At 48.2% G+C, this 23,582-nt stretch carries 19 protein-coding genes and 1 riboswitch; of the genes, 6 read left to right on the top strand and 13 right to left on the bottom strand.

The window, feature by feature from the left end; translation table 11 throughout:
• The first annotated feature begins 376 nt into the window (after positions 1–376).
• Complete coding sequence (locus AQULUS_RS11705; protein ID WP_148340452.1) at positions 377–3,844, top strand: acyl-[ACP]--phospholipid O-acyltransferase; 3,468 nt, start codon at positions 377–379, stop codon at positions 3,842–3,844.
• A gap of 87 nt (positions 3,845–3,931) precedes the next feature.
• On the opposite strand, the gene AQULUS_RS11700 is transcribed toward AQULUS_RS11705, so the two are convergent.
• From AQULUS_RS11700 to AQULUS_RS11660, 9 genes are all read right to left on the bottom strand, one after another.
• The gene (locus AQULUS_RS11700) at positions 3,932–7,015 is read right to left on the bottom strand and encodes an efflux RND transporter permease subunit (RefSeq protein WP_148340451.1); all 3,084 of its coding nucleotides are present in this window, start codon (positions 7,013–7,015) and stop codon (positions 3,932–3,934) included.
• A 29-nt stretch (positions 7,016–7,044) separates the two neighbouring features.
• Positions 7,045–8,235 carry an efflux RND transporter periplasmic adaptor subunit gene (locus AQULUS_RS11695; protein ID WP_232051922.1) on the bottom strand — a complete coding sequence of 397 codons (1,191 nt, stop codon included), beginning with the start codon at positions 8,233–8,235 and terminating at the stop codon, positions 7,045–7,047.
• On the bottom strand, positions 8,187–9,689 hold the full coding sequence (locus tag AQULUS_RS11690; RefSeq protein WP_148340450.1) for an efflux transporter outer membrane subunit: 1,503 nt from the start codon (positions 9,687–9,689) through the stop codon (positions 8,187–8,189). Before AQULUS_RS11690 ends, AQULUS_RS11695 begins: the two co-directional genes overlap by 49 nt.
• A gap of 72 nt (positions 9,690–9,761) precedes the next feature.
• Positions 9,762–11,270, bottom strand: coding sequence for a glycerol kinase GlpK (gene glpK / locus AQULUS_RS11685; protein WP_148340449.1), 1,509 nt, complete (start codon positions 11,268–11,270; stop codon positions 9,762–9,764).
• A gap of 116 nt (positions 11,271–11,386) precedes the next feature.
• The gene (locus AQULUS_RS11680) at positions 11,387–11,878 is read right to left on the bottom strand and encodes a GFA family protein (RefSeq protein ID WP_148340448.1); all 492 of its coding nucleotides are present in this window, start codon (positions 11,876–11,878) and stop codon (positions 11,387–11,389) included.
• A gap of 57 nt (positions 11,879–11,935) precedes the next feature.
• The gene (locus tag AQULUS_RS11675) at positions 11,936–12,601 is read right to left on the bottom strand and encodes an NAD(P)H-dependent oxidoreductase (RefSeq protein ID WP_148340447.1); all 666 of its coding nucleotides are present in this window, start codon (positions 12,599–12,601) and stop codon (positions 11,936–11,938) included.
• A gap of 61 nt (positions 12,602–12,662) precedes the next feature.
• Positions 12,663–12,974, bottom strand: a complete 312-nt coding sequence (locus AQULUS_RS11670) for a DUF6506 family protein (RefSeq protein ID WP_148340446.1) — start codon at positions 12,972–12,974, stop codon at positions 12,663–12,665.
• A 174-nt stretch (positions 12,975–13,148) separates the two neighbouring features.
• Complete coding sequence (locus AQULUS_RS11665) at positions 13,149–13,625, bottom strand: DUF4442 domain-containing protein (RefSeq protein WP_148340445.1); 477 nt, start codon at positions 13,623–13,625, stop codon at positions 13,149–13,151.
• 55 nt (positions 13,626–13,680) lie between these two features.
• Positions 13,681–15,927 carry a copper-transporting P-type ATPase gene (locus tag AQULUS_RS11660; protein ID WP_148340444.1) on the bottom strand — a complete coding sequence of 749 codons (2,247 nt, stop codon included), beginning with the start codon at positions 15,925–15,927 and terminating at the stop codon, positions 13,681–13,683.
• Positions 15,928–16,118: 191 nt separating this feature from the next.
• Between AQULUS_RS11660 and AQULUS_RS11655 the strand changes: the two genes are divergently transcribed.
• Positions 16,119–16,643: a superoxide dismutase family protein gene (locus AQULUS_RS11655; RefSeq protein ID WP_148340443.1), complete on the top strand. Its 525-nt coding sequence runs from the start codon at positions 16,119–16,121 to the stop codon at positions 16,641–16,643.
• Positions 16,644–16,743: 100 nt separating this feature from the next.
• On the opposite strand, the gene AQULUS_RS11650 is transcribed toward AQULUS_RS11655, so the two are convergent.
• The 3 genes from AQULUS_RS11650 to AQULUS_RS11640 all read right to left on the bottom strand — a co-directional run bounded on the left by AQULUS_RS11650 (position 16,744) and on the right by AQULUS_RS11640 (position 18,907).
• A complete protein-coding gene (locus AQULUS_RS11650) occupies positions 16,744–17,463 on the bottom strand; it encodes a M48 family metallopeptidase (protein ID WP_148340442.1) in 720 nt (239 codons plus the stop codon).
• Between the two features lie 92 nt (positions 17,464–17,555).
• Positions 17,556–17,864 carry a DUF6356 family protein gene (locus AQULUS_RS11645; RefSeq protein WP_148340441.1) on the bottom strand — a complete coding sequence of 103 codons (309 nt, stop codon included), beginning with the start codon at positions 17,862–17,864 and terminating at the stop codon, positions 17,556–17,558.
• 8 nt (positions 17,865–17,872) lie between these two features.
• Positions 17,873–18,907 (bottom strand): Gfo/Idh/MocA family protein, encoded by a 1,035-nt coding sequence (locus AQULUS_RS11640; RefSeq protein WP_148340440.1) that lies wholly within the window; start codon positions 18,905–18,907, stop codon positions 17,873–17,875.
• 195 nt (positions 18,908–19,102) lie between these two features.
• Positions 19,103–19,260, top strand: a riboswitch (FMN riboswitch).
• A 129-nt stretch (positions 19,261–19,389) separates the two neighbouring features.
• Here AQULUS_RS11640 and ribD point away from each other — a divergent pair.
• Genes ribD through ribH form a run of 4 tightly spaced genes read left to right on the top strand, consistent with a single transcriptional unit; the run spans position 19,390 to position 22,791 of the window.
• Positions 19,390–20,469 (top strand): bifunctional diaminohydroxyphosphoribosylaminopyrimidine deaminase/5-amino-6-(5-phosphoribosylamino)uracil reductase RibD, encoded by a 1,080-nt coding sequence (gene ribD / locus AQULUS_RS11635; RefSeq protein ID WP_148340439.1) that lies wholly within the window; start codon positions 19,390–19,392, stop codon positions 20,467–20,469.
• Positions 20,462–21,073 (top strand): riboflavin synthase, encoded by a 612-nt coding sequence (locus AQULUS_RS11630; RefSeq protein ID WP_148340438.1) that lies wholly within the window; start codon positions 20,462–20,464, stop codon positions 21,071–21,073. The genes ribD and AQULUS_RS11630 overlap by 8 nt, the downstream gene beginning before the upstream one ends.
• Positions 21,057–22,277 carry a 3,4-dihydroxy-2-butanone-4-phosphate synthase gene (ribB, locus tag AQULUS_RS11625; RefSeq protein WP_148340437.1) on the top strand — a complete coding sequence of 407 codons (1,221 nt, stop codon included), beginning with the start codon at positions 21,057–21,059 and terminating at the stop codon, positions 22,275–22,277. The genes AQULUS_RS11630 and ribB overlap by 17 nt, the downstream gene beginning before the upstream one ends.
• 46 nt (positions 22,278–22,323) lie before the next feature.
• The gene (ribH, locus tag AQULUS_RS11620; protein WP_148340436.1) at positions 22,324–22,791 is read left to right on the top strand and encodes a 6,7-dimethyl-8-ribityllumazine synthase; all 468 of its coding nucleotides are present in this window, start codon (positions 22,324–22,326) and stop codon (positions 22,789–22,791) included.
• A 110-nt stretch (positions 22,792–22,901) separates the two neighbouring features.
• Here ribH and AQULUS_RS11615 read toward each other — a convergent pair whose 3' ends face one another.
• Positions 22,902–23,531: a hypothetical protein gene (locus tag AQULUS_RS11615; protein ID WP_148340435.1), complete on the bottom strand. Its 630-nt coding sequence runs from the start codon at positions 23,529–23,531 to the stop codon at positions 22,902–22,904.
• Positions 23,532–23,582: the final 51 nt, after the last annotated feature.

Below are 23,582 nucleotides of genomic sequence, written 5' to 3'. Positions count from 1 at the left end.
TTCACATGGTTCATACCTAGATAATGTATGCAAAAATGTGGTTATGCCGCTACCTCTTGTTTTTAATTGCTTCGGATATTTTTAATGTTATATCACGGATTGCGTCATTACACATTTTATTCCATTCTTCAATTGCCTTGATTCAGATCTGGATAGTTTATGAACTGAACATAAATTAATCTGCAGTAAGATTAGGCATCTATAAACCCTGTCACTTAACGCCGCCGTTACAGCATTCCAGTCCGGCCGCCAGGATTGTCCACAACTTGAACATCCCGGGCTTTCTCCTGATATACCGTTTTTTAATCGGTTTGATATAATTCGGCCAATAAATTAAATAAAGATCATCGCGAGCAAATACATCAGGAACCCTTTCATGGCCATTAATCAGTTTAATCTGCTTAAGATCAACCGCTTTTTGCCCCTTTTTCTCACCCAGTTTCTGGGTGCTTTAAACGATAATCTATTCAAGAATGCGTTGGTCATCCTCATTATCTATCATCCTGTCATGTATTCAAAAATGAATGCCGGCGTTTTGACGACTCTCGCAGCAGGAGTTTTTATCCTACCATTCTTCTTGTTCTCAGCCACCGCTGGCCAGCTTGCGGACAAATATGAAAAAGCCGGTCTGATTCGTTATACAAAACTGGCAGAGATAGGCATTATGCTGTTGGCATGCGCTGGATTTTACCTCCAGGATACCATTCTTTTAATCAGTGTATTATTCTTGCTTGGCACTCAAGCCGCCATCTTCGGCCCTTTAAAATACTCCATTTTGCCTGATCATCTCCATGCCGATGAATTGGTGGCCGGAAATGCGTTACTTGAAAGCGGAACTTTTCTTGCTATTCTCCTGGGCACCATTCTGGGCGGGATGCTTGCATATCTGCGTATAGGGCCAACACTGGTCTCCATAGCATCTCTCGTCATCGCAATCGCCGGTTATGCCGCCAGTCTGTCCATCCCTCTCGCCAAAAGGAACGCGCCGTATATCAAAATGAGCCGAAATATTATCAATGAATCATGGAAAATGCTGCGGCATACCTTTTCAAGCCAGGATTTGTCTCTGGCAGTCCTGGGCATTTCATGGTTCTGGCTCATAGGCGCGACTTATCTTTCGCAATTTCCCGTGTACGTGAAAAATGTGTTAAACGCGCAGTCATCCGTGGTCACGCTATTCTTGTTTTGCTTTACCGCGGGCATTGGCATCGGTTCGCTGGTATGCAATCGCATGCTGAAAGGCAGAATACACGCGACCTATGTGCCGCTCGCGGCGCTGGGCATGACATTGTTCGGTGTAGACTTGTATTTGGCCAGCCTGCAAATAAAATCAAACTCGATCGCGCCTATCACCTGCCTCGAATTTCTATCCCACGTTTCCCATTACCGCATTCTGATCGATTTGCTTCTTCTCTCCATGTGCGGTGGCATTTACATCGTTCCCTTGTATGCCATTCTGCAGCATGAAAGCGACCCTGAACATCGGTCACGCGCCATCGCCAGCAATAATATCATGAACGCCTTGTTCATGGTTGCCGCCTCCCTTGCCACCAGTCTGATGCTGTTCCTGAATTTTTCTATCATAACCGTGTTTCTCATTATCGCCGTGGCGAATTTTTTCGCGGCGGTTTACATCTGTAATCTCCTTCCGGAAGCGTTGATCAAATCCTTTCTGATCTGGCTGTTAAAATCTCTTTACCGCGTCGAGATCAAGGGCATGGATAATTATTATCAGGCAGGGAACCGTGTGTTGATCATAGCCAACCATACTTCGTTTCTTGACGCCGCTCTTCTGGCCACGTTTTTGCCCGACAGGCTGACTTTCGCTATCAATACGAATGTGGCGAAAACCTGGTGGATCCGTATAATGATGAAATATGTAAATACCTATACCATTGACCCTACCAATCCCCTGGCCGCCAAATCACTGATCGAGTATCTGCGCCACAACCACCGTGTCGTAATTTTTCCCGAAGGCAGAATCACTGTCACGGGAGCATTGATGAAAATTTATGAAGGCCCCGGACTCATTGCAGACAAGGCTGAGGCCAAAATCCTGCCAATTCGCATCAATGGCGCGCAATACACGCCATTTTCCTATCTGAGAGGAAAAGTCAAAATTCACTGGTTCCCGAAAATCACCATGACCATTCTGGAGCCGCGATCCATAGACTCGCCAGAATCACGCACCAGCCGCGACCGCAGACAACTGTTCAGCTCAAAGCTTTATGACATGATGTCTGACATGATTTTTCTCAGCAGCAATACCATCGAAACCCTGTTCCTATCCTTGCTGAACGCCGCGGAAGTCCACGGCGCAAGAACGAAAATCCTCGAGGATATCGAACGCAAACCCATCAGTTACAAGCAACTGATTTTGGCCAGTATCGTCTTAGGCAAAGCCCTCGCCAAAACCACAAAACAAGATGAGTGTCTGGGTATTCTCCTGCCAAACTCGATTGGCAACGTGGTAACCTTTTTCGCCATGCAGGCGTATCACCGCATACCTGCCATGATTAATTTCACCTCCGGCCTGCAAAATTGTCTGTTAGCATGCCGTACAGCCAATATAGGCAAGGTATATACCTCCCGAAAATTTCTCGAACTCGCCGGCTTGCAACACTTGGCAGACAGCTTGTCAAGTCACGGAATTCAGATTATCTATCTTGAAGATGTGCGCAGCCAATTAGGGACTTTAAACAAGCTGTCAGGCAAATTAGCCGCCATGTTTCCAAGATTCTATTATCATGCGGTCAACGGAATCAAAAAAGAAAACCTGCAGACGTTCGCGTCAAAACCCGCCGTGGTGTTGTTCACCTCCGGCTCGGAAGGCGCTCCCAAAGGCGTTGTATTAAGTCATCAGAATATTCAGGCGAACCGCTTTCAATTGATCGCGCGTGTAGACTTTAATCCATCGGACAAGGTCTTCAATGCCCTGCCGATGTTTCATTCATTTGGGCTGACCAGCGCAACCTTGCTCCCCATCATTTCCGGTATGCGGGTATTCATGTATCCTTCTCCGCTGCACTATCGAATTGTGCCTGAACTCTGTTATGACACCAATGCCACAATTTTCTTCGGAACAGATACCTTTCTGTCAAACTACGCCAAATACGCGCATCCTTACAATTTTTACAGCATGCGTTATGTGTTTGCCGGAGCGGAAAAACTGCGCGACGAAACACGCAAGATCTGGATGCGTAAATTCGGCATTCGGATCATGGAAGGCTATGGAGTGACAGAAGCTTCGCCTGTTCTTTCAGCGAACACACCCATGCAATACAAAATCGGTACTGTGGGCCGTCTGCTTCCCGGCATACGCTATCAACTCCTGCCCGTCGAAGGCATACAGAAAGGCTATCGCTTGCTGGTGGCGGGACCCAATATCATGATGGGGTATCTGTTTTCTCATGCTCCCGGTGTTATTTCTGCCCCTGACGACGGCTGGCATGATACCGGCGACATCGTTGACTTTGACGAGGAAGGCTATATCACTATCCTGGGGCGCGCAAAACGGTTTGCCAAGATCGCGGGTGAAATGGTCTCGTTAACCGCTGTTGAAGAAGTCATCCACGCCTTGTGGCCTCAGTATCAACATGCCGTGATTCATATGCCCGATGACCGCAAAGGCGAACAAATTATCCTGGTGACCAATTACAAAACCGCCCAGGTAAGCCAGCTCATTGATCATTTCAGGCAGCAAGGAATGGCAGAACTCTCACTGCCCAAAAAAATCCTGGTCCTCGCCGCGCTGCCAGTCATGGGCAGCGGGAAAGTGGATTACATGGCAGTCAGGGCACTGGTCGATGCGCAGTACGTGACTGAATCATGTCAGGATGATTGAGCAGGGCGCGATCCGGCTATCTGCCTGCAAGCTCCGCGCGCGGATTCTTCATGTGCGGAAATTCAAGCGCCGTTCCCCCCGGCATTCTCAGGTAGCTTTGATGGCCGCTTCAAATTCTTCATCGGTCGTTTTGTTTGAGAGGTCTTCTGCCAGAAACATGTACATGGCGGGTACGACAAACAAGGTGAACAATGTGCCAATCGCAATACCCGTTGCAATCACAAGGCCGATGTTGAACCGGCTTTCCGCTCCCGCTCCCGTGGCAAATATCAGCGGAATCACGCCTAACACCATCGCGATAGATGTCATCAGGATGGGACGCAGGCGGATTGCCGCGGCCATTTGCACCGCTTCGCGCTTCTTTTTACCGGTAAGCTGGAGATCGTTGGCAAACTGAACGATCAAGATACCATTTTTGCTGATCAACCCTATCAGGGTCACCAGGCCGACTTCACTATAGATATTGAGAGTGGCATTTCCGACACCCAGGCTGACAAAAATCATGGCGCCGCAAATCGACATGGGCACACTAATCAAAACAATAAACGGATCCCTGAAACTTTCAAACAGTGCCGCCAATGAAAGAAAAATGATAATCAATGCAAAAAAGAATGTCGCGATCAGCGCCGTTCCTTCCTGAATAAACTGGCGTGACTGCGAAGCGTAATCGACATAATAACCCTGAGGCAATACTTCCTTGGCAATTTGCTGCAGTGTCCCCAAGGCCTGGCCCATGGTAACGCCCGGAAATGCAATCGCTGAAATTGTCGTGGAATTCAATTGCTGGAAATGATTGAGTGATTCGGGCACAATTTCATTTTTCAAGCGGGCGATTGTGGATAACGGCACGGAAGACCCGTTGGCTGCCTTGATGTAATAATCCAGCGTTTGATGTGCGTTCAAACGGTCATTGCGTATCATTTGCGGGATCACCTGGTAGGATCGTCCCGCGTAATTAAAATAATTGATATATCCTTCGCTGAGCGACGCTCCCAGTACATTGCCTATGTCTTGCATGTTTAATCCCAATTCTGACGCCTTGTCTCTATCCAGAAGAATGGTCGTCTGGGTCTGATCGATCTTCAAGTCCGGATCAATATAGGCAAAAATTCCACTGGCGTATGCTTTTTCCAAAACTGCACTCAGCACCGTGTTGAGATTATCAAAGGTTTCAGTTGTCGTGATTACAAACTGAATAGGCAAACCGCTGCCGCCGCCAGGTAACGACGGCAGCTGAAATGCAGCGATTTTTGCCCCTGCGATCTTGTTTAGCTGATCCTGGATCAACGGCTGCAACTGGTTTGTCGTGCGTTTACGTTCATCCCAGGGTTTTAGCACCATGCCGATAATGCTCTGGTTCAATCCGCCGCTGCCATCCACCTGAAAGATATGATCAGTCTCCGGATATTCCGAGTAAATTTTACTCACCTGGTTCGCGTATAACTGTGTTTGTGCCAGCGCAGCATTCGCGGGCGCTGTGACTTGAGCTATGATGATTCCCTGATCTTCCTGCGGTGCAAGCTCCGACTTTGATGTCACAAAGAGAAAATAATTGCTTAATAAAATGACAACCGCGAAGACAGCAATGACAGGCAGGTTATTCAGCGCGTCATTCAGCGCCTTGTCATATCCATGCTGCAATTTCAAAAACAACCTGTCGGTAAATTCGATGAATTTGAATTTTTTTTCTTCCTTTGGCGGGTGCAGCAGCTTGGAACACATCATGGGTGAAAGTGTCAAGGCAATGATGGCTGACACAGTCACTGAACCCGCCAGCGAAAATGCGAATTCGGTAAACAAGGTCCCGGTCAAACCTCCCATAAAACCGATAGGAACATATACAGCGATCAGTACGACGGTAGTTGCCACAATCGGGCCGACCAGTTCTCTCGCGCCTATGACTGCTGCCTGAAGGCTGGTTTTGCCTTCTTCCATATGGCGTTGCGCATTTTCCACCACCACGATGGCGTCATCCACCACCAGACCAATTGCCAGCACCAATGCCAGCAAAGTTAGCAGGTTGATGGAATACCCCAAAGCCAGCATGATAAAAAATGTTCCGATAAGTGATAGTGGAATTGTGACAATCGGAATACTGACTGAATGCAGAGATCCCAAAAACAGGTAAATAACGATAGTGACAATGATAAAAGCTTCAATGAGGGTACTGATCACTTCCTTGATGGATGTACTTACAAACAGACTGGAATCATACACTATATTGGATTTAAGACCTTGAGGGAGCTGCTCCTCAATGGAGGGGTACACTTTTCTGACATTATCAATCACCGTAAGCAGATTAGCCGAAGGCGCAACCTTGATCCCTATGTAAACCGCCGTGCGCCCGTCGAAACTCACGGCTGAATCATAATTTTGCGCACCCAGCTGCACATTGGCGATATCCCCCAGCCGGATGATCGCGCCATTCTGTTCCTTGACAACCATCTTTCGAAAATCATCCACATTGGTCAGACTGGTATCCGCAGTGAGATTACGTATAAACATTTGGCCATCCGTGCGTCCGACGGCGGAGATAAAGTCGTTGTTAGCAAGCGCAGTGGAAACATCCGTAGGAGTAATGCCATACCCTGCCAGTTTCACGGGATCCATCCATGCCCGCAGCGCAAATGTCTGACCGCCCAATATTTCAGCAAGCTGTACGCCATTCACCGCCTGAAGCTTGGGTTGAACAACGCGAATAAGATAGTCGGTGATTTTATTCAGGGGTAGAACATCACTGTAAAAACCAATATACATGGCGTCTATGGTTTCCCCGACCGCAACTGAAATAACCGGTGATTGAGCGCTTTGAGGCAGCTGGTTCAATACCGCATTCACCTTGGTAGTGATATCTGATACCGCTTTCAGGGGATCGTAATTCAACAGTAGATTGACATTGATAGTGCTGGTGCCAGGAGTGCTGCTGGATGTCATGTAATCTATTCCGCCTGCCTGGGCAATGGAATTTTCCAGGGGTGTGGTGATAAACCCGGCAATGACATCAGGATCGGCACCGGTATAAGTAGTCGTTACCGTAACGACCGCATTTTCAGTAAAAGGATATTGCATGATGGGCAAGGAATCGACGGCGCGCAAACCCAATACCAGTATCGTCAGGCTGATCACGGTGGCGAGAACGGGTCTTTTTATAAATAGGTCCGTGAATTGCATAACCATCTTCCTTAGGCTTGATGCCTGTATTATTTGTCGATCAGTTTGGGCGCTGCGACATTACTTGGCTGAACTGAATTATTAACACTGATACGGCTGTTATTCTTCAGTTTAAGCTGACCGCTTGTCACCACCTCATCGCCCTCCTTCAACCCTGCCAATACCTGTATCTGATCACCGCGTGTTTCTCCGGTTGTTACAAATACCTGCCTGGCTATCAGGAGAGGTTCATTTTTGTCGTCATTACCCTCTTTTTTCACAACGTAGACAATATCTCCATAAGGATTAAACGTGATCGCCGATTGAGGCAGGGTCAAAAATGTTTTGGGCTCGCCCACTGTCACATCCACAGAAGCGTACATACCGGGCAGCAATTCAAGCTTGGGATTGTCCAGCGTGGCTTCCACTTCGACATTGCGCGTGTTCGTATCTACATTGGGCTGTATGGTTGTTATCCTGCCGGAAAACTGTTTTCCCTTGAAACTATCAGTTGTCACGATAACATTCTGGCCGACTTTCAACTGGGAAACCGCTTGCTGGGGAAGATAAAAATCGATGTAAATAGGATTAAGTGTTTGCAGACTGGTGACAGTATCCCCCACATTCAGATATTGGCCCGGGTTAACTTGTGAAATGCCCAGCCTTCCGCTGAAGGGCGCGCGCAGCGTCTTCTTCGCGACGGTCGCTGCCTGCTGGGCTGTCTGGCCTTGCAAATTTTTCAGGTTCCATTCATCTGTATCAACTTGCTGCTTGCTTACCGCGCGCACGGCATATTGTGCCTTGTCACGCTGATAGGTTATTTTAGCCAGTTCAGTCTGGGCCTGCAGCGAGTGCAACTGACCAATTTCCGCATCGGCATTCAACTGTACCAGTACTGTGCCTTCCGTAACTGTTGCCCCAGGCGTGAAATAAATCTTTTGTACCATGCCGGCCAGTTCCGTTGTCACATTGACGCCGACTATGGCGGTCAATGTGCCAACCCCCTTCAAACGGGACTGCCACGGACTGGATTGGACTTTCATAGTAGATACGGTAACAGCGGGTGCCTGCATCTTGGCCATATAGCGTTTGGTCATGAAGGAGGTAAATAATTTCCAGCCGAAAATCCCCCAAACAGGATACCCAGGAAAATCAGCATGATAATCATGCGCTTCTTCATTCAATCGTCTCCTCACGTTGCATTCAAACACTCCTGCACGCACCAGGGCTTGTTCCACCATCCGCCTCCCAATGCCTGGAAAAGAGCCGCGGTGTCATTATAACGCGCGGCTTTAGCTTGAATTACGGAAATACGCACAGTCTGGTATTGCTGCTGGGCATTCAGTAGAGAAAGATAATTGGTGCCGCCCAGGCGATACTGGCGTTCCGTCAAATACAAATTTTCACGCGCGGAATTTTCCGCCTGTTTTATGGCACGCAGGGTGCGGGCGTCTGTTTCCAATGCCCGCAACGTATCCGCGACGTTTTGAAAAGCCTGCAGCACCGTCTGCCGGTATTGAGCGGCAGCCTGGTCATAGGCTGCGATCGCTTCACGTCGTTGAGCGAACAAGGCACCGCCATGAAACAACGGCTGGGTAATGCCGCCAGTCAAAGACCATACTTTGGAACTGGAACCAAATAACTGCGATGGAACCGGGGATTCCCAGCCATAAGAGCCCGTTATCGTAAACTGTGGAAATAAATTTGCCGTTGCCACGCCAATATTCGCACTTGCAGCGTGTAATAAGGCTTCGGATGCCCGCACATCAGGACGCTGCCTGACCAGGTTGGAAGGCAGCGTGACGGGAAGCTTGTCCGGTAATACCAGTGCATCCAGTCTGATATCAGGAAGCGGACCATCCGGAAACGCGCCGATCAGAACAGACAGTGCATGACGTGTCTGGGAATAACTTTTTTGCAGTGGCGGCAAAGTAGCCCGTGTCTGGTCTACGAGTGTCTGCTGCGTCAAGACGGTTTCTCTTGAGACTCCGCCTAACTTCAATTGCTGCTCAAGAATATGCAGCTGGCCTTCCTGTGCGCGTATCAACTCATGCGTAGCCTGAATTTGCGCCTGATATGACGCTGCGGAAACCGCTGTGGTGACGATGTTTGCTGTCAGGGTCAGATAAGCCGCAATCAACTGGAACTGCTGATAATCCACTTGCGCACGTAAGGACTCTATCTGTCGCCGCGCGCCGCCGAAAACATCCAGTGTGTAACCGACCTTCACAGAGGCATTAAATACGTTAAAAATGTTCCCTGAACTCGATGAACCCAATGTCGCCCCGGTGAACCGCTGACGCTGGCCGCTTAAACCTGCGTCGAATGCGGGAAAAAGAGAATTGCCAATTTGCGCATTCAGGGTTTCTTGCGCCACACGCAGCGCTGCGTAAGAAGCCGCAAGATTGGGACTGTTAGCCAGCCCTGTTGTAATGAGACGATTCAACTCCCGTGAATGAAATAAATACCACCATTCCGTCGGCAGGTTATTGACGCTGACAAAGGTCTGAGCTTTGCCGGCCTCTCCGGCAGAGCGGGTTTGCACTGTCTTTGCCGGAAGCGGTGTTTCCGTATACCGGCTGACACGAGGCGGCGCAGGGGAGTGAAAGTCCGGTCCAACCATGCAGCCAGAAACCATCATACTCACCGAAGCTGCGAGAACCGTGTATTTTGCCCGTTTCCTGAGAGCGTGCATTCATTTGCAATCCATGCTGATTCAACCTAGTAACTTAGCACAAAATGGCGTTCGAGCAAATATCGGAACCTGTTATTTCTGGTCTAGGGAAAACGCCCCGGCTCGCGTCACTTTATTAACGGCGTTACGCCAGCCCAGGTATAACTTGTCACGCTCGGTTTTTGACATTTGGGAGACAAATGACGCCGACATTTGCCACATTTTGGAAATATCATCCAGAGACTGATATAATCCTGCCTGTAATCCGGCGAGATAAGCAGCTCCCAGCGCGGTTGTTTCGATGCAAACCGGACGATGCACTTGTAAATTGAGGATATCGGACAAAAACTGCAAGAGCCAGTTATTCGCCGCCATCCCTCCGTCCACTCGCAGTGTATTCAACCCGGAATGACAATCTGACTTCATGGCTTCAAGCAGATCCCGGGTCTGATAGGCGACATTTTCAAGCGCAGCCCGCACAACATGTTCTCTGCCGCTGCTTCTCGTCAAACCCAACAAGGCGCCTCTGGCATCCGGATCCCAATAAGGCGCCCCCAGGCCTGTAAACGCCGGTATTAAATACACACCTTCGGTACTATGAACTTTTTTTGCGAGCGCTTCAGTTTCAGCGGCATGGGTAATGAGCCCAAGTGTGTCTCTGAGCCATTTCACCGTCTCACCCGCGGAAAAAATGCTTCCCTCCAGACCATAAGTCACGTGATGATCGATGCGGTACGCTATGGTTGAAAGCAGCTTGTTATTTGACTGTATGACTCTGTCGCCTGTGTTCAACAACATAAAACACCCCGTGCCGTAAGTGGCTTTTACCATGCCGGAGTGAAAACACGCTTGCCCAATCGTCGCTGCCTGCTGATCGCCCGCCATTCCGGTAACCGGAACGCTTTTCCCAAGAATAGAGCCATGAATGTCGCCAAAATCCGCGGTATTGTCTTTCACAACAGGCAACATGACAGCAGGAATATTAAATGCTCTCAAAATCTCGTCATCCCAGGTTTGATCATGTATGTTAAACAATAATGTCCTGGAAGCATTTGTCGCATCTGTCGCATGCGATTTGCCATGCGTCAATTGCCACAACAAAAATGTATCCACTGTGCCGAATAACAAGTCACCCTTTGCTGCCCGTTCGCGGACGCCTTGGACATTCTCCAGTATCCATACAATCTTGGTGGCAGAAAAATAGGGATCCAGTAATAATCCGGTTTTGTGATAGACCATTTCTTGCAAGAATGTTTTTGATAACTGCCTGCACATTTCACTGGTTCTGCGGTCTTGCCACACAATAGCAGGATAGACGGGTTTTCCGGTTATCCTGTCCCAGATGACTGTGGTTTCACGCTGATTCGATATGCCGGCGGCGGCGAGGGAATCTGCATCGAGATTTGCCTTTCCTAGCGCTGCGCGGCAACACTCCACTGTATTTGCGAACATCTCGAGTGGATCTTGCTCAACCCATCCATCCCTGGGGAAAGTCTGCCGCAAGGCCATTTCATGCTGACTGATCAAGCAGCCGCGGCGGTCAAAAATAATTGCGCGGCTATTGGTTGTACCCTGATCAATAGCCAATAGATAATTACGCATTGTCTTCATCCTCAATCATCTGGCTCGAACCGCGGCAGGCGGCTGTCTGCGCGATAATTCGCAGGATTATAGCGTGTTGCCGGCGTGAAGTTGAAATCATTTAATGGAGAGGAATTTTACTTTTCATATAATTCATGCCGTTCATGCCATTCCGCGATTGATTCTTCTGGGTATCGCGCAAAACACACCTCTCTTTTGCCTTTGGGAATATCACACCAGCCAGCCGCATAATCGAGCATGATGTGAACGCGTTCAGGCGGAATGGGCAAGGGCGTATCAATCGCTGACGCGAAAGGATGAACAAGATCAGGCCAGGCAGGATCAGAAATCCACAAACAGCTGGCACAGCGTTGACAAAAATGCCGGCGACCTGTGCTTCGTTTGGGCCGGTTTTCCCGGGTTCGTCCCAATATGGCGTGGTAAACTTTCACATATTGTTTTCCAATGACTTTAAGACTATCAGCCTGCCCCATGATATTGATGGCATACCCACCTCCACCCGCGGTCTTGCGGCAAATGGAACAATAACACCGCATGAATGGATAAGGCGTATGGGAATTGACTTCAAATCTCACCGCTTTGCAGTGACAAGATCCTTTTAATAACATGATTGTCTCCCTATGATGGCGTGTCATATGAAAAATCTGCCGGTCTGGCGAGTCCCATCATGAATCCGGATTGATGGAAACCTGTTTTTTCAAAAATCTGATCAGATGATCATGATAGTCTTGCAATACTCCGCGCCTAGCCTGATCATCCATATTCATAACACCGTATGCAATAAATGGTGACAAAGGTGAAATGCCGGCAAACCGGAATGTATGATGAATGGGCTTGAGGTACTGATCCATCCTGCCATGTATGCCGCTCTCTTGGTAAGCACTTTCCGGTGACTGCGTGGTGACTGATACCAAAACCTTCCTGGGCTTCAACAGACCGCTGTCGAACCATTTATCCTTGTCAAAAGCAAAACCCGCAGTGAATATGCGATCAAGCCATCCTTTTAAAATGGCTGGCATTCCAAACCACCATAGAGGAAATTGCAATAGTACGCTATCACACCAGGCCAGCTTGCTCTGTTCTTCCTTGATGTCATTGCTTAAAAGATCATTCAAATAGGCATCACGCTGTATCATCCCGTACTGACGGGATGACAGATCGTGGCCGTTCCTGAAATCACTCCAGCTGGCAACCGGATTGAATTTCATTGCGTATAAATCAGAAATCCTGACTTCAAAGCCCATGGATTCCATCGTACGCACAGCCATATCTCTGAGCGCAGCGTTAAATGAGCTTGGCTCGGGATGAGCATACACAATCAAGATTTTCATTTTAATGCCTGTTTCACATTAACAATTGCAATCCGCTATCCAGCTTGTCCCCTCCCTTCAATCAGGGTGAGTTTAGAATGTCCAGCATGGGCCTTCTCGCTTCAGGGCCATAAAAAACCCCGCCCACCGGGACAGCATGATTAATGGCCTCCATGACTTGACTAATCCAGACAGGTCCAAAACCTCCGCACAGCTCGATACACTGCACCCCTTCTTCCACCAGTTTTTTTGCTACCTCAATTACATGTTCTTTATGATTCATATCAATGCCAATGATTTTGACTCGCGTCTGGTCGGACTTCATTTCATCGATATCTTTTTCATGATTAAAACCAGGTGACAAGTAAATAAAAGCCCAGTAACGTAATGCCATCACATTCTCCTCTTGCCGGATCTTTCTTTTATCAATTATTAGGAACAAGAATGAATCATCATTCCACTTTTGAAAACACTGCCCTGTCATTCCCAACCCAAACACAAAACGCTCATCGCCTTGTGCATTATCATTTCCCATGAATGGGAGACAGAACTCATATTATAAGTCACTTCATTTTTTTCGTACATATAACGTTTTGACCACTCTGGCAACAATTCTGCCTTCCTGATCAAACAAATCCACGGGACGATCAAACACAAACTTTTCATTCATATCCGCCTGGTGCCTGATAGCTTGAATTTCTTCCCTAGTAAAGGCAAAAGTCGCGCGCAGAGTGTCTTTCCCGGGCTTTTTAAATTCTATATAAGCCGCCTTATCCCAGACGATGTAATTCTCGCCCAGATTTTTAATCAGCATCAACATATAAAACGGGTCTGTCATGGCATACATAGATCCGCCAAAATGGGTGCCGACATAATTGCGGTTATACCAGCGCAAACTCATGCGTACTGTTATTGTGCGAAAATCATCGGTAATTTTTTCAATCCAGATTCCGGTACCCAGATAAGGAGGCCAAAAATTAATCATCCAGCGTAGCAGGCATACCGGAATTTTCTGCGTCCAGCGGTAAGCATAAGTCGCGCTCATGAAATGTCCACCCTGTCATGTTTCATCTCTTTCCTGCTGACCCATTGGTCAGCCATCATTGCAAACGAATTTTCCGCAAACGGGAAGCATTCAGGATAACAGACACCGAACTCAGACTCATGGCCGCCGCGGCAAAAATGGGGCTTAATAACATTCCGGTCCAGGGAAACAACACGCCTGCCGCAATCGGAATACACAATGCATTATAAATAAAAGCCAGAAACAGGTTCTCACGAATGTTACGCATGACATGCTGACTGAGCTTGCGCGCGCGCGATATCCCGGTTAAATCTCCTTTCACCAAAGTAATGTTTGCGCTTTGCATGGCTATATCCGTGCCTGTTCCCATGGCAATGCCGATGTCTGCTTCCGCCAGTGCCGCGGCATCGTTGATCCCATCCCCTGCCATGGCCACGATATTTCCCTCATCGCGCAATCGCTTGATGACTTCCGTTTTCTTATGAGGAAGCACATCAGCTTCAAAAGACGCAATCTTCAATCTGTCCGCAATCGCGGCAGCGGTGGTGGCATTATCACCCGTTACCATCATGATTTGCAGGCCTTCGTCGCGTAAGGCATTCAATGCTTCGGGCGTAGTGGGCTTGATGGTATCTGCGACGCTGATCAAACCTGCGATACGGTCTTCCACCACCACGAACATGACTGTGCCGCCGTCACGGCGCAGCTGCTCCGCTGGCTCTTGAATGGAACCTTGCGAGATGCCCAGCATTTCCAGCAACTTGTTATTCCCTAAGGCGACTCGCTTTTGATCGACCATCCCGATAATTCCCTTGCCCACCTCGGCATGAAATTGATCAGGCCTCTGTATGGTTATATTTCGGGTCTTTGCGGCGGATAAAATGGCTCCAGCCAGCGGATGTTCGCTATGACTTTCCAGACTGGCCGCGTAAAATAACAAGTCGGATTCTGAATATCCGGTCATGGGAACAGTCTTGTTAATCTGAGGCTTGCCCAGTGTCAATGTCCCGGTTTTATCGACGACAAGCACACTGACTTTTTCAAATCTTTCCAGGCTTTCAGCATTTTTGATCAAGATTCCAGCCTGCGCGCCTCTGCCCATACCCACCATAATAGACATGGGAGTCGCAAGCCCCACGGCACAGGGACAGGCGATAATAAGAACCGATATGGCGGAAACCAATCCGTAAGTCATCGCGGGATCGGGGCCAAACAATGTCCAAGCGAAGAAAGTGATTACCGCGATACCTATCACTGCCGGCACAAAATAAGCGGAAATCGAATCAGCCAGGCGCTGAATGGGAGCACGAGAATGTTGTGCTTCCGCCACTTGCTGCACAATCTGCGACAACATCGTTTCGCTGCCCACGTGCTGCGCCAGCATGATGAAAGTTCCGGTCAAATTTACTGTCCCGCCTATGACCTTGGCATCTTTTGCTTTCTCAACCGGAAGCGATTCGCCGGTAATCATGGATTCGTCAATTGCGCTGGAGCCTTCAACAATAACGCCATCCACTGGAATCTTTTCGCCCGGACGAACCCGCAGCCTGTCATTCACATGCACTTCTCCCAGAGGAACATCCACTTCACTTTCATCCGCCATGATTTTGCGGGCCAGTTTCGGGGTCAGGTCAAGCAGCGCACGCAAAGCCAGGCCAGTCCGTTCTCTTCCTTTTATTTCCATGATTTGGCCAAGCAAGACCAAAACCGTGATGGCTGCCGCGGCTTCGAAATACAAATTGACCTGGCCATGCATGCCTTTAAACGCGGGCGGAAACAAGCCTGGAAATATCACGGCAATCACGCTGTAACCAAAGGCCACGCCAATACCTAGCGCAATCAAGGTAAACATATTCAGGCTGAACCTTATCAGCGATTGTCCTGCTTTGGTCATCAAAGGCCAGGCGGAATAAAACACAACCGGGACTGCAAGAATCAGTTGAGCCCAGGAAGATACCCCGGGGGGGATGGCGCGTACCCAGTTGGAAAGCAGCGGTATATCCGCGCCCATGGTGAGGAAAAAGATGGGAACAGTGAATACCACGCCCAGCCAAAACCGCCAGGACATATCCATTAGTTCTTCATTAGGTTCTTCACCCGCGGACACGGCCATCGGCTCCAATGACATGCCGCATATCGGGCACGAGCCTGGTCCTTGCTGAATGATTTCCGGATGCATGGGGCAAGTATAGGAAGCTTGTTTATCGCCGCGAAGAGATTGTTTCCCTGGCGGTGAGGCGGAAGGTGAATGATGTTTGTGATGATGGCTTGAGTGCGCACAGCATTTTTCATCAGGTGTATTGTTTGATTCGGGTTCTGCCATATGAATATTTTCCTTAAAGATCAAATGTCCCGCATGGAACTTTTGGTTTATGATTGCATATACATAAGCTAAGCTAGGCTGAAACCCGCTTCAAAACCCGGCATGCATTTGCTGTCAGACTTTTTGAAACAGGTTGCAGAGTTCATTCATATTGGTTCCTACACTGCTGATAGAATCAGGGAGATATTACCATGCCAGGAAAAAAAATTTCACATTTGATGTTTGGCGTTTTGGCTGTACTGGGTGTCAACCTCGCCCACGCGAGCGTGACCATCCCGATAGAATTATTCAATGCCACCAGCGGGAAAGTGCAAAATATAGGCAGCATTACTGCCGAAGACTCCTTTTGCGGGGTGTTACTGACTCCTGATCTGAAGGGTTTGCCGCCCGGCGTGCATGGATTCCATGTGCATGTTAATCCTTCTTGTGCTGATAATGGGAAAGCGGCGGGTGGACATCTGGATCCTGCCAATTCAGATCAACATAATGGTCCTTATAGCAAGCATGGGCATCTGGGGGATTTGCCAGTATTAATTGTCAACAATGATGGAACAGCGACCCTCCCGACGCTGGCGCCGCGTTTCAAACTGTCCCAGATCCTCGGACATGCCATCATGATTCATGCCGGCGGAGACAATTATTCGGATAAGCCGGAAAAACTGGGTGGCGGAGGAGCGCGCATTGCGTGCGGGGTCATTGAAAAAAAACCGGCATGAACTTCCCTGACAAACACCAGAATAGAATTGTCCGTAAGGCTTTACTCTGCAAATCAAGATCTTCCGCCGCATGAACAGCCGGCGTCTTTTGCGCCGGCTTTTATAGCCATCCCGGAATAAACCGGTCCGCTGACCGTAATTCCAGTTTATGCGACCTCCAATCCGGATCATGTTCGCCGACCAGGTTCCAAAAACGTCTTGAATGATTCAAGTATTTCGTATGACAGAGTTCATGAATGATGATATGGCGCAATAACCGATGCGGAAGAAAAACCAGTTTATAATTCAGACTGATTGATTTTTTTGACGTGCAACTTCCCCATACCGTTTTTTGATCGCGCACCGCAGCGCTTGCATATTCCATACCCGTTACTAAACTTAGCGTTTCCAACTGGGAAATGAGATAATCACGCGAGTAATTTCTTATCCATGCAATGAGCTTCTTCCTGCATTGGGTTGTTTCATGAATTTTCCCGGTCAGAACGATTTCACGATGAGGACGTTGAATGATTTCAAGCCTGGATTGGCACGCGACATAATGGATCTTCCATAGCTCATTTAGAGCATTAAATTCCACATGATCAGGCCTCATTAGCGTCGGCGGTACTGTTGCCTGCGAAAGCGCGATCTGTTTAATAATCCAGGATTTATTTTCCTCGAGTATGCGCGGAATTTCATGCAAATTAAAACTCGGCGGAACGGTAATTTCCAGGCCGTCATGATGGCTGGCCCTCATTTTCACCCGTCGCGCCAGCCGGTGCCTTCTGACTTTATACTGTGGCGGCCAGACTACGGCGGATTGTCCTGGTATCATAAGCATCTGACTTCATCATTAAAAATTGCTGTTATAAAATTCCGGATGCGACCGCAAACAATACGCGGCCAAGCTCCCTGGACAGATCCTGACGCCATTCAGGACTTGATGAGCTGCGCCTTGTTCTCTTTGGACAGCGAAACCGGTGTGCCAGCCTTCTTTCTTTCTATGATATGGAACAAGTCTGTCACATTCCCATCGATAGACGGCATGCGCTCGACAAAGTGCCGTGTCATTCCCAAAAGCATTTTGCTGCCTGTCTTTTGAAAGAGAAACGGCAAAACAGCGTGTATGATGCACGCCAGTCCTCCAGTTATCATCTTGATCCCAAACAGTGTTGCAAACTTCATATGCTGAAAGTAGCTTTCGCCTATGCTGTGAGGATGTTCGGTAAATATATTTCTCATATTGTTTCCTATGCGATTCTTTCCATGATCTGATTATCTGCTGGTTGTGTGCCGCGCGCTATTTGTTGCCGCCAGGTATCCAGTACCATCATGTTCCCCAGCGTATCTTGCCGCGACATGGACATGCATTGATCTGCGCCGTCAAGAACATGCCGGCTCACGGCATCAATCTGATAAGTATATAATGATCGCTCAGCAGTCACATTGATTTTTACAGTTTCGCCGTTCTGGTAATGATGAATAATAAAACTGTTTTCTGTACGGTCAGGCAGCCAGGGATTGGAGATAAGACGTAAAGACCCCTTCGTTCCGATAATTTCGAAACGCGCGCACATGCTGATGTCATCCGCCGCTGTCACCATTGCCAGCATGTCATTCTCAAATTTCATCAACAGGCTGCCCTGGTTATCATTCCGAGTTGTGCTGACTCTTCCAAGTGAAGTGATTTCCAGAGGTTCCGCCATGCTTTTTCCTTGCGCGCTTCCGGCCAGCAAGCGTATCAGAGAAACCGGATAACAACCAAGATTCAGAATGGCACCGCCTTCGACCGGATTAGCCAAATCGACAATGTCTGCCATATAGACAGCGTTAAACAACGTGATTTTGCCCAAAACATGACTTGAAACCACTTCCTTCAATTTGTTTATCAGGGGATGGCAGCGATACATGAGCGCTTCCATACAAAACACGCCGTGTGTTTGAACGGCTGCCAACGCGGTACGCGCATCATCGATACGGGTCACGAAGGGTTTTTCACACAAGATATGTTTTCCGGAGGCGGCACACCGCACAATCCATTCTTTATGCAAGTGGTTTGGCAACCCAATATAGACGACATCCACCTCAGGATCATCAAGTACATCCTGATGGCATGAATAGTGGCGGGGAATATTATGTGTATGGGCAAAGTCCATGGCAGTTTTCAAAGACCGGCTTCCAACCGCATATAATTCGCTGATTGATGATTCCCGAATGGCTTTCGCCATCGTCGCAGAAATCATGCTGGTTCCAAGAATACCCCATTTAACAGGCACACGAGCCATGATCAACACCTCTGATGATTTTGTAAATACCGCCTATTCCAAGCATCAATCTGCTATGTGCTATCAATACCGGTCATGAGCTGATCCTGGGTAATCCGGAAAGCCGGAATGAGGAAACCGCGATGGAGCAAGCTCATTTCGTGAGCTCCGTCAATCAAGGATTGACTTTTAACACGGCCGGGATTAACTTCTAGCCCATATCTTCAGGGCAGGGTGCAATTCCCTACCGGCGGTAATTTTACTTCGTATGCGCCAAGTAAGAAAGCCCGCGAGCGCTTTTTCTAATGAAGAAGGTCAGCAGATTTGGTGTGATTCCAAAGCCGACGGTACAGTCCGGATGAAAGAAGATAAACCTGCTTATGAGCAAGAGCGCAGGCGCGGACAGCGATGGCCCATGGTCATCCTCACCGCCTTGCCATCGTACTTTGCCTGGTCGATCAAGCCCTGAGAAAAAACATATTAAACAAAGGCTTGAATATATCATGTCACATTCCGAGTTCATGTCGCTGGCTCTGCGTCTGGCCGAAAAAGGCCGTCTCACTGTTTCGCCCAACCCAATGGTTGGTTGTGTGATCGTGAGTCAGGGACAGATCGTTGGCCAAGGATTCCATCAGCAGGCAGGCGGCCCGCATGCGGAAATAATGGCTTTACAGCAGGCGGGCAGCATGGCCAAGGGCGCCACCGCCTATGTAACACTGGAACCTTGCTGCCACCATGGCAAGACCCCGCCCTGCACGACCGCACTCATTCAGGCTGGAATTAAACAGGTGTATGCCGCCTGCACGGACATCAATCCTCTGATCTCCGGCGCCGGCGCTGCGCAATTGCGTGCCGCGGGCATACAGGTTGAGACCGGGCTGATGGAAAAGGAAGCACTCGGCTTAAACGAAATATTTTTCCATTACATGAAACATAACCGCCCATTCGTAATCGCCAAATGGGCGATGTCACTGGATGGGAAAACGATTACTGCCTCTGGCGACAGCCGTGACATTTCCTCCCAGGCATCAAGACAGCATTCACATCAGTTCAGACAACAGGTTGACGCCATCTTGATCGGCGCGAATACCGCGCGACAGGATAATCCATTTTTAACGGTGAGGTATTCACCAGAAACAGGACTTCCTGTTCGGCATCCATTACGAATCGTGTTATCCGGCAAGGGCAGCCTGCCCCTAGATTTGAACCTATTCGACCCGCGTCTTCCCGGAAAAACCCTGGTGGCAACCACACCGGACGCGGATCAACATCATATCGCCTCCCTGCGTGAACAAGATGTGGAAGTTCTGGTTTTACCAGCAAACTCACGTCATCAAGTCGATTTGCATTCTCTCATGAGCGAGCTTGGCAGAAGACAAATCACCAGCCTTCTCGTTGAGGGCGGCATGACCGTTCACGAACATTTTTTTCATGAAAACCTGGTGAATAAAATACACGTTTATCTCGCCCCCGCTGTAATTGGCTCATTAAAAAATAAGCGCTTCCTGGATGAATTCAAGGTCTCAACATTAGATAAAGATATTTTTATTACTTCTGACTATAAGGAGCACTGTGATGTTTAGCGGAATTGTGGAAACCACGGGAGAAATATCCCGCCTGGTTACATCCGGCGGGTGCAAGGATTTCACCATCTCGCCCTCGTTGCCGTTTAATGACATCGTTATTGGTGAAAGTATCGCTGTCAATGGCGTTTGCTTGACTGTTACCGGTTTTACTTCATCAGGATTCAATGTAACCGCCGTCCCGGAAACACTGAGACTCACCAACCTGGATCAATTAATATCAGGCAGCGCGGTCAACCTGGAGCGTTCGCTGAAGTTGAACTCCAGATTGGGCGGACATGTGGTGCAAGGCCATGTTGACGGAACCGGACAGATTATGGAGCTAGCCCATGATGACAGCGATGCGCTGATGGTCAAAATCAGTCTTCCTGATATCTTGGCAAAATATATCGTTAACAAGGGATACATCACGCTGGACGGCATGAGCATTACTGTTATACAGGCTGCGAACACCTGGTTTACCGTCACCTTGATACCACATACCCGTGAAGTCACTATCGCCCATCAATATACCGTTGGAAGCAAGATTAACATCGAAGTCGATATCCTTGGAAAATACGTAGAGAAAATGTTAGGAGCATACAAACATGCTATCAGCCATTGAACGCGTCGAATCAGCCTTAAGCGACTTCAAAAAGGGGAAGATGATCATTCTGACGGATGATTCTGAACGTGAAAATGAAGGCGATCTCATCATCGCCGCTGAACACGTGACCACCGAATCCATGAATTTCATGATTCGTAACGGCAGCGGCATCGTTTGTGTTGCCATGCTGGCAACCCAGTTAAGGCAGCTGGATCTGCCGCTCATGATCTCGCACGATCAAAATACCAGTATGCGCGGCACACCCTTCACCATATCAGTAGACGCGCGAGAAGGTATTACCACTGGCGTTTCAGCACATGACAGAACGGTAACGATCAAAAAAATGATGGAATCCCGTGCTTTTGCGCATGACCTGGTCAAGCCCGGGCACATATTCCCGTTACAGGCAAAAGACGGCGGGGTATTTGAACGGCAGGGGCATACGGAAGGAGCTGTGGACCTGGCCAGGTTGTCAGGCTGTAAACCGGCGGCTGTCTTGTGTGAAATCATGAACCCGGACGGAACGATGTCAAAAGGAGACCAGTTAAGCGCTTTCGCAAACCGGCATCAGCTTGCCATACTGTCGATCGACGATATCATGACGTACCGCATACACCATGAGAACCTGCTGGCGGAAGAAGCTTCCGCTTCGTTTCTGCTCGATGAATATGGCAATTATCAGATGAGTGTGTACAAGGAAAAATACAGCGGCTGTGAACATGTCGTCTTGATGAATGACAGCAAGCCTTCGCAACAGCCGATGCTGGTCAGAATACACTCCTCCTGCTTCACCGGAGATTTATTCGCATCCCGGCGGTGTGATTGCAACAAGCAATTACGATATTCCCTGCAGCGCATCAGCGATGAAGGCGGAGTTCTTATCTATCTGAATCAGGAAGGACGCGGCATAGGATTATTCAATAAAATTCGCGCCTACGCTTTACAGGAAAAGGGATACGACACGGTGCAGGCAAATGAAAAACTGGGGCTGCCGGTTGATTCCAGAAAATATTACATAGCAGCAAACATTCTTAAAAATCTGAACATCAATGAAATCCGCTTGATGACAAACAATCCCGGCAAAGTAAGGGATTTGAAAAAATATGGAATCAAACACGTTGAAAGAATACACATGCCGGCATTTGCGGACCAACACAATCAGTTCTATCTTCAAACAAAAAAAGCCAAGCTCAATCATGATATCAATATGACCATGACTTGATCAAAAATTCAATAAAATCAAATTCTCTTCTTCTCCAGGAGCAGCCATGAAAGAACATAGATATGCCATTATTGTGAGCCGTTTCAATGAACATGTTACTGAAAAATTATTAAAGGGCGCGTTAGAAAGATTGGCTGAAAAAAAGATACAAGACAGCGATATTACTGTAATCAGGGTTCCCGGCGCCGTGGAAATCCCCCTCGCAGCCCAATTGATAGCGAAAAAAGGCCGCCATTCAGCCATCATCTGTTTAGGCGCTGTCATTCGCGGCGAAACCAGTCATTACGATTCTGTATGCCAGCAAGTCAGCCAAGGCTGCCAGCGTGTCATGCTTGATTATTCCATACCGGTCATTTTTGGCATCTTGACCACGGAAAATGATGAGCAAGCACTAGACCGCGCAGGCGGGACTCATGGTCATAAGGGAAAAGATGCCGTTGATACGGCGATGGAAATGGCACATCTGGCAAGTGAATTGACTTCTGATGGCTCAATCAGTATAGGTTATTATTGACAGAAACCGTGTCTTTATTGAACCATGCATGCCCGTTGCCGTCATTCAATCATGGATTTTCAAAAACACATACATCACGAGGAAGCTTATTGAAATATAGATGCTTCAATTCATTTTATTTTCAGTGCGGATGAAAGCGGTTTATTTGTTTCATGTTCTAATTCGCACGAAACTCTAGGTCTGTATTTATCACAGCTTGCTGCGGCCGCACCCAGATGTGACGAAGAGACACGAGTCACCTTCTCTGATTGAAACGGCATTGCCGGCGCCGCAACATCTTTTGCAACTTTTCTCGCGGGAACTCCGGCAAGGACTTGCAGAACAAAAGTGGTTGATTGTGCGCTGTTCAGGTTTTTGTAACTGATGGTTCGCGATAATAATGCATTCCAGGCTTCCAGGTTACCGCCCTTCATATGATCAATAAAAAATCTTTCCTTGGCCATCCAGGAAAATGTTTTGTAATTTGCGTCATAAAAATTGGCTATGGCGGTATATTGATCAACCAGGTCCGTTGCTTTTTCCAAAGTGTCTGCACGATCCAGGTCATTTAGATTCAGCAGCTCCAGCTTGAATAACTCAACCGAATACTTATGGCTCATCAGACTTAATAACCGGATTCTTAGCGCCTGTAAAGCGGCCTGTGCTTCCACCGAATGCGCATTGGATAGTTTGTTTGCCAATATTTTATATTTTGCTTCAGCACTTTCCTTCAGACTGTCGTTATCGAATCGACTTACCATCTCTTGCTCCTCCATGTTAGCCTAATGGTATATTATAATGTCCACTTTATA

Source organism: Aquicella siphonis, from assembly GCF_902459485.1.
GTDB lineage: Bacteria > Pseudomonadota > Gammaproteobacteria > DSM-16500 > DSM-16500 > Aquicella > Aquicella siphonis.
This window is presented reverse-complemented; position numbering and strand designations above follow the sequence as displayed.